At 54.3% G+C, this 12,366-nt stretch carries 13 protein-coding genes and 1 other annotated feature; of the genes, 9 read left to right on the top strand and 4 right to left on the bottom strand.

From position 1 onward, the window contains the following. Positions 1–5: 5 nt before the first annotated feature. The 3 genes from SK32_RS10565 to priC all read right to left on the bottom strand — a co-directional run bounded on the left by SK32_RS10565 (position 6) and on the right by priC (position 1,708). Positions 6–929, bottom strand: a complete 924-nt coding sequence (locus SK32_RS10565) for an Rpn family recombination-promoting nuclease/putative transposase (protein WP_048212407.1) — start codon at positions 927–929, stop codon at positions 6–8. A 69-nt stretch (positions 930–998) separates the two neighbouring features. Next, a complete protein-coding gene (rsmS, locus tag SK32_RS24665) occupies positions 999–1,166 on the bottom strand; it encodes a pleiotropic regulatory protein RsmS (RefSeq protein WP_075551398.1) in 168 nt (55 codons plus the stop codon). Between the two features lie 14 nt (positions 1,167–1,180). Then, positions 1,181–1,708, bottom strand: coding sequence for a primosomal replication protein N'' (gene priC, locus SK32_RS10560; protein WP_048212406.1), 528 nt, complete (start codon positions 1,706–1,708; stop codon positions 1,181–1,183). Between the two features lie 69 nt (positions 1,709–1,777). Between priC and SK32_RS10555 the strand changes: the two genes are divergently transcribed. The 8 genes from SK32_RS10555 to hemH all read left to right on the top strand — a co-directional run bounded on the left by SK32_RS10555 (position 1,778) and on the right by hemH (position 9,923). Next, complete coding sequence (locus tag SK32_RS10555) at positions 1,778–2,155, top strand: DUF454 family protein (protein WP_003847534.1); 378 nt, start codon at positions 1,778–1,780, stop codon at positions 2,153–2,155. A 193-nt stretch (positions 2,156–2,348) separates the two neighbouring features. Next, the gene (gene apt, locus SK32_RS10550) at positions 2,349–2,900 is read left to right on the top strand and encodes an adenine phosphoribosyltransferase (RefSeq protein ID WP_005125198.1); all 552 of its coding nucleotides are present in this window, start codon (positions 2,349–2,351) and stop codon (positions 2,898–2,900) included. A gap of 101 nt (positions 2,901–3,001) precedes the next feature. Continuing rightward, positions 3,002–4,927, top strand: coding sequence for a DNA polymerase III subunit gamma/tau (gene dnaX, locus SK32_RS10545; protein ID WP_048212405.1), 1,926 nt, complete (start codon positions 3,002–3,004; stop codon positions 4,925–4,927). Next, positions 4,260–4,324: a sequence feature (DnaX frameshifting element), on the top strand. (Overlaps the previous gene by 65 nt.) Positions 4,928–4,984: 57 nt before the next feature. Continuing rightward, a complete protein-coding gene (locus tag SK32_RS10540; protein ID WP_003021764.1) occupies positions 4,985–5,314 on the top strand; it encodes a YbaB/EbfC family nucleoid-associated protein in 330 nt (109 codons plus the stop codon). After that, a complete protein-coding gene (gene recR, locus SK32_RS10535) occupies positions 5,314–5,919 on the top strand; it encodes a recombination mediator RecR (RefSeq protein WP_003021767.1) in 606 nt (201 codons plus the stop codon). Before SK32_RS10540 ends, recR begins: the two co-directional genes overlap by 1 nt. Before the next feature lie 110 nt (positions 5,920–6,029). Beyond that, positions 6,030–7,904 (top strand): molecular chaperone HtpG, encoded by a 1,875-nt coding sequence (htpG, locus tag SK32_RS10530; RefSeq protein ID WP_048212404.1) that lies wholly within the window; start codon positions 6,030–6,032, stop codon positions 7,902–7,904. A 231-nt stretch (positions 7,905–8,135) separates the two neighbouring features. Further along, on the top strand, positions 8,136–8,780 hold the full coding sequence (adk, locus tag SK32_RS10525; protein ID WP_003021773.1) for an adenylate kinase: 645 nt from the start codon (positions 8,136–8,138) through the stop codon (positions 8,778–8,780). A gap of 180 nt (positions 8,781–8,960) precedes the next feature. Next, positions 8,961–9,923 (top strand): ferrochelatase, encoded by a 963-nt coding sequence (gene hemH / locus SK32_RS10520; protein ID WP_048212403.1) that lies wholly within the window; start codon positions 8,961–8,963, stop codon positions 9,921–9,923. Here the strand turns inward: hemH and aes are convergent. Next, positions 9,920–10,879, bottom strand: a complete 960-nt coding sequence (gene aes, locus SK32_RS10515; RefSeq protein ID WP_048212402.1) for an acetyl esterase — start codon at positions 10,877–10,879, stop codon at positions 9,920–9,922. The genes hemH and aes overlap by 4 nt on opposite strands. A gap of 152 nt (positions 10,880–11,031) precedes the next feature. On the opposite strand from aes, the gene gsk reads away from it, so the two are divergent. Beyond that, the gene (gene gsk / locus SK32_RS10510) at positions 11,032–12,336 is read left to right on the top strand and encodes an inosine/guanosine kinase (protein WP_048212401.1); all 1,305 of its coding nucleotides are present in this window, start codon (positions 11,032–11,034) and stop codon (positions 12,334–12,336) included. Positions 12,337–12,366 lie beyond the last annotated feature (30 nt).

The raw sequence follows: 12,366 nt of genomic DNA, 5'->3' as shown, positions 1-12,366 counted from the left end.
TGCATTTAGTGCGTCAGCGCGACCAGTTCTTCCTGCGTCAGGCCCGTAAGGTGCGTAATCAGATCCGGTTCCAGGCCGCGGGCGAGCATTTTTTGTGCGATATTACGCGCTTCAACCTGCCGACCTTCTTCTAACCCTTTTTCCAGACCTTGCTGCATGCCTTCTGCTCTACCTTTTTCTTCCAACCATTCGGCAATTGTCATCAGCTGTTCCTTGTACTGTGGCGCACTCCGCGCCAGTTGGCGGACAAGTACGCCGGGTTCCGTGGTATTTCCTGCTTTAAGCATGTAATTAATCAAAACGTCGATTTGATATTCTGTCAGATGCTCTTGCGTTAAGAGCGTAATGAGTTGATCCAATAATTCGCTCAGATCCCGTCGACGAATATGTTTTTGCAGGAGTTCCAGCATCGCTACCCGTTGATGCTGCAGGATCTGATTATCTGGCATTACGGTCAGGTCTACCAGTGCAAATTCATTGCCATAAAGCGCTTTCGCAAGCTTTGGCTCGCTAAACAGGTGATGCCAGTTAAGGGTATAGGGCCACGGACTTTCCGTGCCATGGTAAAACAGGACAGGGACAACCAGAGGTAGCGTTTTATGCCCGGCGTTAAGGTGATTCTGCATGGCGGCAATAGCGTAGCGCATCAGGCGAAAGGCCATGAATTTATCGGGTTTGCTCTGATGTTCAATCAGCGCGTAAACGTAGCCGGGTCCATGTTTTGTTTGTAGGGAATAGAGGATATCTGAATAGCAGGTGCGTAAATCGTCCTCAATAAAGCTGCCTGATTCCAGCGTTAATGTCGCCATATCGCATATATTGAGAAATGCTTCAGGCAAATGGATTTGCAAAAAATCTCGGGCGACCTCTTTTTGCGTCAGCATTTGCCGAAAGACCGCATCGTGCGGTGTGGTGGGGAGTCGTTCCATGATCGGTCCGTTATCGTCGTTATGTTGCGACGACTCTGACACCGAAGCCAATGGCAGACCAGAGGGCAATTAATCAGTTTGCGAGGAGTCTTCCGCCGTTTTAAGTTTGTTTTCATAATCATGCATAACGATCTCCAGCGCGCGTAGCACTGTGCGCGCTGGTAGTTGATTCTCTTCAAGTAAAACAATCAAATCGACGGCCAGTTTGACCTCGTCCGGGGCGTTCTCTAATGACATAAATTCTCCGGGGATTAACGGGTTAAACGCGCCAGCACGTTTTCTATTCTTGCCAGCGCATGACGGCAGCGCGCCAGTCGTGCTTCGAACGCCTCGACTTCTCGGTGCAGCTTTTGCTGCTCCTCAAACCCCGAGGCCTGAGCTAATCGCTCTTTACGTTCACGTGTCATCTCAACCAGACGCCGTTCAAATTCCTGATGCTGAACGCGTTTACGCTGCCAGCGGGCAAGACCCGGCGAGGCGCTGTCCCACTCGCGGAGCGACCAACTGGCGGTTTCACGCGAAATCGCCTCTAACTGTGAGGCAAGGTGTTCCGCCAGCCAGCTAATTTGTGGTAGTTGTTGCTGTTCGACTGCACGGCGCAAGGCGGCGAGATTATCTTCAGCTTCATCCAGACAGGCCTGCAGCAACGTGCTGCGCGTGTGAAACAGATGCCTGTCAAAGCGGGCGCTCAGCGTGGCGTGATGCGCCAACGGAGCACACTGCTGCCGCAGGCGGTTAAGCTGGTTTTCAAGCGTCTGTAGCAGCATGACGGTTTTCACGACAACACTCCGATGAAAATGAGAACTGTTATGCTAAAGTAGCGATTCTCTGTGTTAAGTACTGATATTATGCAACGCATTATTCTAATCATCATTGGCTGGATAGCGGTAGTGTTAGGCACGCTGGGCGTTGTATTGCCGTTGCTGCCCACGACGCCATTTATCCTGCTGGCCGCCTGGTGTTTTGCCCGCTCATCGCCGCGTTTTCACGACTGGTTGCTTTACCGTTCGTGGTTCGGTGGGTATCTGCGTCACTGGCAAAAACACCGAGCGATGCCGCCGGGAGCAAAACCGCGCGCGATTTTGTTGATTCTGGTGACGTTTGCTATTTCCCTCTGGCTGGTCAATATGATGTGGGTGCGCGGCCTGTTGCTGGTTATTCTCGCCTGTTTACTGATTTTTATGTGGCGGATCCCGGTGATTGATGAAAAACAACAAAAGCAGTAAAGCGCAATAATCGCTGTTGCAATTGTCTCTCGCAGCCAGTAAATTCGACCGTTTTCGAGCACAGGCGCAGATGGTCAAAGGTTAACCAAGTGTAACCCTGGCCCTAATATAGACACAAAATCATTCAAGATACGTCGAGGATGAAGTGTATAGTGCGCCGTGAAGTAATACTGTATCAATCAGGCACAAACTTATGACCGCGACTGCACAGCAGCTTGAGTTTCTCAAAAATAGCATCAAAAGCATCCACGATTACCCAAAACCGGGCATTCTTTTCCGTGATGTCACCAGTTTACTGGAAGATCCGAAAGCCTACGCCCTTAGCATTGAATTGCTGGTTGAACGCTATAAAGATGCGGGTATCACTAAAGTGGTTGGCACCGAAGCGCGTGGCTTCCTGTTTGGCGCGCCGGTAGCGTTGGGTCTGGGCGTCGGCTTTGTTCCGGTACGTAAACCGCGTAAGCTTCCGCGTGAAGTGATTGCTGAGAGCTATGAGCTGGAATACGGCACCGATCAGCTGGAAATTCACGTTGATGCCATCAAACCGGGCGATAAAGTCCTGGTTGTGGACGACCTGCTGGCAACCGGCGGCACGATTGAAGCGACCGTGAAGTTGATCCGCCGTCTGGGTGGCGAAGTAACCGATGCTGCCTTTATCATTAACCTGTTTGATCTGGGCGGCGAACAGCGCCTGGAAAAACAGGGGCTGACCTGTTATAGCCTGGTGCCTTTTCCAGGGCACTAATCAGTTAAGCAGTACCTGACGACACAACCTCGCCGTTGCTGCGAGGTTGTGTTAGCATTACCCTCCTGTGAATCCACCCTCCAGCCTTTCAGAGCCTGCCAATGAGTTATCAGGTCTTAGCCCGAAAATGGCGCCCACAAACCTTTGCTGACGTCGTCGGCCAGGAACATGTGCTGACGGCACTGGCGAACGGCTTGTCGTTAGGGCGTATTCATCATGCTTATTTGTTTTCCGGCACCCGTGGCGTCGGAAAAACCTCTATCGCCCGTTTGCTGGCGAAGGGATTAAACTGTGAAACCGGCATCACCGCTACGCCGTGCGGCGTGTGCGATAACTGTCGGGAAATTGAGCTGGGGCGTTTTGTCGATTTGATTGAAATCGATGCCGCCTCACGCACCAAAGTCGAAGACACACGCGATCTGCTGGATAACGTCCAGTACGCGCCTGCGCGCGGCCGTTTTAAGGTCTATTTGATCGACGAAGTGCACATGCTGTCGCGGCACAGTTTTAACGCCCTGCTGAAAACGCTCGAAGAGCCGCCCGCGCACGTCAAGTTCCTGCTGGCGACCACCGATCCGCAGAAGCTGCCGGTGACCATTCTGTCGCGCTGTCTGCAATTCCACCTTAAAGCGCTGGATGTCGAACAGATTCGCCATCAGCTTGAGCATATTCTCAAAGAAGAGCATATCGCTCATGAACCACGCGCGCTGCAACTGCTGGCCCGCGCCGCGGACGGCAGCCTGCGCGATGCGCTGAGTTTGACCGATCAGGCGATCGCCAGCGGCGATGGTCAGGTCTCGACCGGCGCGGTCAGCACCATGCTCGGCACGCTGGACGACGACCAGGCGCTCTCGCTTGTTGAAGCAGTTGTGGCCGCCGACGGCGAACGCGTGATGACATTGGTGAACGACGCCGCCGCGCGCGGTATTGAGTGGGAAGCGCTGCTGGTTGAGATGTCGGCTTTGCTGCATCGTATAGCCATGGTTCAGCTTTCACCTGCCGCGCTCGGCAGCGATATGGCCGCCATTGAACAGCGTATGCGTGAACTGGCGCGAATCGTCCCGCCAACCGATGTGCAGCTTTACTACCAGACCCTGTTAATCGGGCGCAAAGAACTGCCGTATGCGCCGGACAGGCGAATGGGCGTCGAAATGACACTGCTGCGTGCGCTGGCTTTTCATCCGCGCATGCCGCTTCCGGAACCTGAAGTCCCGCGCCAGTCGTTTGCCCCGGTCGCACCCACAGCGGTGATGACCCCGACGCAGGTGCCACAGCAACAGCCTGCGCCAGCGCAACAAAATGTGCCGCTCTCCGACGCCACCAGCCAGGTGCTGGCGGCACGCAGCCAGTTGCAACGCGCTCAGGGAGCAACCAAACCAAAAAAGAGTGAACCGGCAGCCGCTTCCCGCGCGCGGCCGGTGAATAATGCTGCGCTGGAAAGACTGGCTTCGGTGTCGGAACGTGTTCAGGCGCGTCCGGCAGTCTCTGCGCTGGAAAAAGCACCGGCGAAGAAAGAAGCGTATCGCTGGAAAGCGACCAATCCTGTTGCAGAAGTCAAAGAAGTCATCGCCACGCCGAAAGCGCTGAAAAAAGCGCTTGAGCATGAAAAAACGCCGGAACTGGCGGCAAAGCTTGCGGCTGAAGCCATTGAACGCGACCCGTGGGCCGCCCAGGTGAGCCAGCTCTCGCTGCCTAAACTGGTGGAGCAGGTGGCGCTTAATGCCTGGAAAGAAGAGAATGGCAACGTGGTTTGCCTGCACCTGCGTTCCACGCAGCGACACCTTAATTCCAGCGGCGCGCAGCAAAAACTGGCCGAAGCATTGAGTACCTTAACAGGGTCAACGGTTGAATTGACCATCGTTGAAGATGATAATCCCGCGGTGCGCACGCCGCTGGAGTGGCGTCAGGCTATTTATGAAGAGAAGCTCGCGCAGGCGCGTGAGTCGATTATTGCGGATAATAACATCCAGACGCTGCGTCGTTTTTTCGATGCGGAGCTGGACGAAGAAAGTATTCGCCCCATTTGATCGTCAGCCTAATGGTTTGACGGTCGTCATCCCTTAACGTGATTGAGAGAGAAGCCTATGTTTGGTAAAGGCGGTCTGGGTAACCTGATGAAACAGGCCCAGCAGATGCAAGAAAAAATGCAGCAGATGCAGGAAGAAGTCGCCAAGCTGGAAGTGACCGGCGAATCTGGCGCGGGTCTGGTAAAAGTGACCATCAACGGCGCGCATAACTGCCGTCGCGTGGAGATCGATCCAAGCCTGTTGGAAGATGACAAAGAGATGCTGGAAGACCTGGTTGCTGCGGCATTCAACGACGCGGCGCGTCGTATTGAAGAGACGCAGAAAGAGAAGATGGCTTCTGTTTCCTCCGGAATGCAGCTGCCGCCTGGCTTTAAGATGCCGTTCTGATGCAAACCAGCCCGCTGTTAACTCAGCTTATGGAAGCACTGCGCTGTCTGCCGGGCGTTGGCCCGAAGTCGGCGCAGCGCATGGCGTTCACGCTACTTCAGCGCGATCGCAGCGGCGGGATGCGTCTGGCACAGGCGTTAACGAAGGCGATGTCGGAAATCGGCCACTGTGCCGATTGCCGCACCTTCACAGAGCAGGACGTCTGCAACATCTGCTCGAACCCGCGTCGCCAGGAAAACGGTCAGATTTGCGTGGTGGAGAGTCCGGCGGACATCTACGCCATTGAGCAAACCGGGCAATTTTCCGGACGTTACTTCGTGCTGATGGGACACCTGTCGCCGCTGGACGGTATCGGGCCTGATGATATCGGGCTGGATCGTCTCGAACAGCGGCTGGCGTCTGAGCAAATCAACGAACTGATCCTCGCGACCAATCCCACGGTCGAAGGAGAGGCGACCGCCAACTATATTGCTGAGCTTTGCATGCAATATGGCGTTGAAGCCAGCCGTATCGCCCATGGCGTTCCGGTAGGCGGCGAGCTGGAAATGGTCGATGGCACCACGCTGTCGCACTCACTGGCAGGACGACACAAGATTAAATTCTGAACAAACGGAGGCCGCGACGGCGGCTTCCGCTTGAAATCCTTCCCGCTTGTCCCCATTTCACCCTCAACGTGTTTTTACCATTGAAAATGGCATTGTTGAGGTAGATCTACATGAAAGGACAAGAAACTCGTGGTTTTCAGTCAGAAGTAAAACAGCTTCTGCACCTGATGATCCATTCTCTGTATTCCAATAAAGAAATCTTCCTGCGTGAGCTTATCTCTAACGCCTCGGATGCGGCAGACAAGCTGCGTTTCCGCGCACTGTCTAACCCGGACCTGTATGAAGGTGACGGTGAGCTGCGTGTGCGTGTTTCCTTCGATAAAGATAAGCGTACGTTGACTATTGCCGATAACGGCGTGGGGATGAACCGTGATGACGTTATCGATCATCTGGGGACCATTGCGAAATCCGGCACCAAATCTTTCCTCGAATCCATGGGTTCCGATCAGGCGAAAGACAGCCAGTTGATCGGCCAGTTCGGGGTTGGCTTCTACTCAGCCTTCATCGTGGCGGACAAAGTCACCGTGCGTACCCGTGCTGCGGGTGATAAACCGGAAAACGGCGTGTTCTGGGAGTCTGCGGGCGAGGGTGAGTACACCGTAGCCGACATCACCAAAGAAGACCGCGGTACCGAAATTACTCTGCATCTGCGCGAAGGCGAAGACGAGTTCCTCGATGACTGGCGCGTACGTTCCATCATCAGCAAATATTCCGACCATATTGCGCTGCCGGTCGAGATCGAAAAATCCGAAGAGAAAGACGGCGAGACCGTGGTTTCCTGGGAAAAGATCAACAAGGCGCAGGCGCTGTGGACGCGCAACAAGTCGGAAATCAAAGACGACGAGTACAACGAATTCTATAAGCATATCGCCCACGATTTCACCGATCCGCTGACCTGGAGCCACAACCGTGTGGAAGGTAAGCAGGAGTACACCAGCCTGCTGTATATCCCGTCGCAGGCGCCGTGGGATATGTGGAACCGCGATCACAAGCATGGTCTGAAACTGTACGTCCAGCGTGTATTCATCATGGACGACGCCGAGCAGTTCATGCCGAACTACCTGCGTTTTGTCCGCGGTCTGATAGATTCTAACGATCTGCCGCTGAACGTCTCCCGTGAGATCCTGCAGGACAGCACCGTCACCCGTAACCTGCGTAGCGCGCTGACCAAACGCGTACTGCAGATGCTGGAAAAACTGGCGAAAGACGACGCGGAAAAATACCAGACCTTCTGGAAACAGTTCGGTCTGGTGCTGAAAGAAGGCCCGGCGGAAGATCATGCCAACCAGGAAACTATCGCCAAACTGATGCGCTTCGCGTCTACGCACACTGACTCTTCCGCACAGACCGTATCTCTGGAAGACTACGTTGCGCGGATGAAAGAAGGGCAGGAGAAAATCTACTACATCACCGCAGACAGCTATGCGGCGGCGAAGAGCAGCCCGCACCTGGAACTGCTGCGTAAGAAAGGCATCGAAGTGTTGCTGCTTTCTGACCGCATCGATGAGTGGATGATGAACTACCTGACCGAGTTCGATGGCAAACCGTTCCAGTCCGTGGCGAAAGCCGACGAGTCTATCGACAAACTGGCGGATGAAGTTGACGAATCGGCAAAAGAAGCGGAAAAAGCGCTGACGCCGTTCGTTGAGCGCGTGAAAACGTTGCTGGGCGATCGCGTAAAAGAAGTGCGCCTGACTCACCGTCTGACCGACACACCGGCTATCGTCACCACGGATGCGGATGAAATGAGCACCCAGATGGCGAAACTGTTCGCCGCTGCGGGCCAGGCTGTGCCGGAAGTGAAATATATCTTTGAGCTGAACCCGGACCACGTGCTGGTAAAACGCACGGCGGATACCCAGGACGAAGCGCAGTTTAAAGAGTGGGTCGAACTGCTGCTGGATCAGGCGCTGTTTGCTGAGCGCGGCACGCTGGAAGATCCGAACCAGTTCATCCGTCGCATGAACCAGTTGCTGGTGTCCTGATACCCGTAATGTAATGCCGGATGGCGCTAGCGCTTATCCGGCCTACAGTATCTCGTAATAGTAGGCCGGATACGGTGTTTACACCGCCATCCGGCTTTTTTTCGCCTTCTGAACTCAATTTTCCATCATTAACCGTTTCAGCGCGGGTGGCTTCCTTGAGCCAATTGCGTGATGGTGGTATCGTTTAGCGCTTTTTAAAAAATATCGACAACCTTTAAGGGGATTTTCGTAATGCGTATCATTCTGCTTGGCGCTCCGGGCGCGGGTAAAGGAACTCAGGCTCAGTTCATCATGGAGAAGTATGGTATTCCGCAAATCTCCACCGGTGATATGCTGCGTGCCGCCGTGAAATCTGGCTCCGAGCTGGGCAAACAAGCGAAAGACATCATGGACGCCGGTAAGCTGGTGACTGATGAGCTGGTGATCGCGCTGGTAAAAGAGCGTATTGCTCAGGAAGACTGCCGTAATGGTTTCCTGCTCGATGGCTTCCCGCGTACTATTCCGCAGGCAGATGCCATGAAAGAAGCGGGTATCAACGTGGACTACGTTCTGGAATTCGACGTTCCGGACGAGCTGATCGTTGACCGTATTGTAGGTCGTCGCGTACACGCTGCTTCTGGCCGCGTTTACCACATCAAATTCAACCCGCCTAAGGTTGAAGGCAAAGACGACGTGACCGGCGAAGAGCTGACCACACGTAAAGACGATCAGGAAGAGACCGTACGCAAGCGCCTGGTGGAATACCATCAGATGACCGCGCCGCTGATCGGCTACTACTCTAAAGAAGCGCAGGCGGGTAACACCAAATACGCGAAAGTTGACGGCACTCAGGCCGTGGCTGACGTTCGCGCAGCGCTGGAAAAAATCCTCGGTTAATTTTTAACGCGGTTAATGCCAGATGGCGGTGGATACACCTTATCCGGCCTACGATTTTTTGTAGGCCTGATAAACGCAGCGCCATCAGGCAAATTCTCGTCTTACCTCTCACAGCAATTAGTTCTTCTTTACCGCTTTTCCGCTACAATTATCAACAATTTGAATCGATAAGAGGCGGTAATGCGTCAGACGAAAACCGGTATCCTGCTGGCAAACCTCGGCACTCCCGATGCCCCAACCCCCGAAGCCGTTAAGCGCTACCTGCGCCAGTTTTTAAGCGATCCACGCGTCGTCGATACGTCCCCCGCACTGTGGTGGCCGTTGCTGCGTGGTGTGATTTTGCCGCTGCGCGCGCCGCGTGTAGCAAAGCTGTACCAATCAATCTGGATGGAAGACGGTTCCCCGCTGATGGTCTACAGCAAGGCGCAACAGCAGGCGCTGGCACAACGTCTGCCTGATACGCCTGTTGCACTGGGGATGAGCTACGGTTCGCCGTCGCTCGAAAGCGCGGTCGATGAACTGCTGGCAAGCGGAGTAGAACACATGGTGGTGTTACCGCTGTACCCGCAATATTCCTGTTCGACAGTGGCGGCAGTCTGGGACGAGCTGGCGCGCATTTTAGCGCGTAAACGCGGTATTCCTGGCGTCTCATTTATTCGCGATTACGCTGATGACAGCAGCTACATTGATGCGCTGGCCAAGAGCGCCCGGGATTCATTCGCTCAACATGGCGAACCTGATTTACTGCTGCTCTCCTATCACGGCATTCCGCAGCGCTACGCCGATGAAGGCGATGACTACCCGCAGCGCTGTCGCGATACGACGCGTGAGCTGGTTTCAGCGCTTGGCCTGCCGCCGGAAAAAGTCATGATGACCTTCCAGTCTCGCTTTGGCCGCGAACCATGGCTGACACCGTATACCGACGAAACGCTAAAAATGCTGGCGGAGAAAGGAACCCGACATATCCAGGTTATGTGTCCGGGCTTCGCGGCTGATTGCCTCGAAACGCTGGAAGAGATAGCGGTGCAAAACCGGGAGATTTTCCTTGAAGCGGGTGGTAAGCAATATGAATATATTCCGGCGCTGAATGCCGCGCCGGAGCATATTGAAATGATGGTGAAACTGACCGAAGCCTACCGCTAAAGCTGTTGCTTAAAGAAATGCGCGCCGTCCTGCAGAGCTTCATCGGCGGTTTTCATCATCCGCGAATAGTGCAGGAAGGCGTGCAGCGTACCGGGATACATTTTGTACTGGCAGGGCTGCTGATGCGCCTGTAACGTCTGGAATAATAAGCGGCTATCGTCGATCAGCGGATCGAACTCCGCACCGGCGATAAAACACGGCGGTAGGTCGCGCGTCAGATCGTTATTAAACAGGCAATAGTACGGTGACTCACGATCGTCAGCGCTACGTAGGTACGCGTTTTCGTACATCTGCAGATCCTCGCGGGTTAAACCATCCCACGCTCCGCCCATCAGCCGTCGGCTTAGTGAATCCTGCAGGCCGTAAAGGCCATACCACAACAGCACGCCAGCGACTTTGCCGCAGGCAATGTTTTTATCTCGCAGCCACAACGCACTGGCGAGCGCCAGCATCGCTCCGGCGGAATCGCCGGCAAAACCTATCGTATTGATATTGAGGGAATAGTCGCCAGCATGTTGATGATAGTACTGGCAAACGGCGACGATCTCTTCGATGGCTTGTGGGTAGCGCGCTTCCGGCGACAGCGAATAGTCGATGCCGATCACCGTGCACTGGGTGTAATGCGCAAGTAAACGCATAATACGGTCATGGGTATCCAGATTACCGAGAATAAAACCGCCGCCGTGCAGGTAATACAGCGTGGCCTGGCTTTGGGGCTGCGGAGCGTAGATGCGTGTGGCAACGGGGCCGCACGCGGTAGAAATCACGCATTCGCGGGTATGCATCTGCGGGGCATCGGCATTCCACAGCTGCCGCTCATGAATGTAGTGTTGGCGCTGGGCCACAAAGTCATCGGCAGCGGGCCACGGTGGCAAATCGTCGCGATGAAAATTCACCACGCTTTTCATTTCATCCGAAATTTTGTCGAGTACGGGGATTTTGTTTTCCGGCTTCATAAAACGCTCCTTGTGAAGGTGAGTTATTGTAGAAATTAATCCCGGATAAACTGCGATCTCACCGTCCGATATTGAAACTCAGCGCCGCATCGCATGCGCAGCAGGGAATGTGCTACCATGCATCGCTCAGTTAACCACCCGTAAAATCGACCATGAAATTTCCCGGTAAACGTAAATCCAAACACTATTTCCCCGTCAGCGCGCGCGATCCGTTGCTGCAACAAATTCAGCCAGAAAATGAAACCAGCGCAGCCTGGGTTGTCGGTATCGACCAGACGCTGGTAGATATTGAAGCCAAAGTGGATGATGATTTTGTAAAACGTTATGGATTAAGCGCCGGGCACTCTCTGGTGATTGAAGATGATGTTGCGGAAGCGCTCTACCAGGAGCTGGTACGCGAAAACCTGATCACCCATCAGTTTGCAGGTGGCACCATCGGTAACACTATGCATAACTACTCCGTGCTGGCAGATGACCGTTCGGTACTGTTGGGGGTGATGTGCAGTAATATCGAAATTGGTAGCTACGCGTATCGCTATTTATGCAACACCTCCAGCCGCACCGATTTGAACTATCTACAGGGTGTAGATGGCCCTATTGGCCGCTGCTTTACGCTGATTGGTGAATCCGGCGAACGCACATTTGCCATCAGCCCCGGTCACATGAACCAACTGCGCGCGGATAGCATCCCTGAATCAGTCATTGCCGGGGCTTCCGCGCTGGTGCTGACCTCCTATCTGGTGCGCTGTAAGCCGGGCGAACCGATGCCGGAAGCGACCATGAAGGCGATTGAATTTGCCAAAAAGCACAACGTGCCGGTGGTACTGACGCTGGGGACCAAATTCGTTATTGCGGATAACCCGCAGTGGTGGCAGACATTCCTGAAAGAGAATGTCTCTATTCTGGCGATGAACGAAGAAGAAGCCGAAGCGCTGACCGGCGAGAACGATCCGCTGCTGGCGTCTGACAAGGCGCTGGACTGGGTGGATCTGGTGCTGTGTACTGCGGGTCCGGCAGGTCTGTATATGGCCGGCTTTACTGAAGAAGAGGCGAAACGCAAAACTCAGCATCCACTGCTGCCAGGGGCGATTGCCGAATTCAACCAGTACGAGTTTAGTCGCGCCATGCGCCATAAAGACTGTACTCATCCGCTGCGTGTGTATTCGCACATCGCACCGTATATGGGCGGGCCAGAAAAGATCATGAATACCAACGGTGCTGGCGACGGCGCACTGGCGGCATTGCTGCATGATATTACCGCTAACAGCTATCACCGCAGTAATGTGCCTAACTCCAGCAAGCACAAGTTCACCTGGCTGACCTATTCGTCATTAGCGCAGGTGTGTAAATATGCTAACCGCGTGAGTTATCAGGTGCTGAACCAGCATTCCCCGCGTCTGACGCGGGGTTTGCCGGAACGTGAAGACAGCCTCGAAGAGTCGTACTGGGATCGCTGAGTTCTTGCCCGATGGCGCTACGCTTATCGG

The sequence above is a fragment of the Citrobacter sp. MGH100 genome, from assembly GCF_001034465.1.
Classification (GTDB): domain Bacteria; phylum Pseudomonadota; class Gammaproteobacteria; order Enterobacterales; family Enterobacteriaceae; genus Citrobacter; species Citrobacter youngae.
This window is presented reverse-complemented; position numbering and strand designations above follow the sequence as displayed.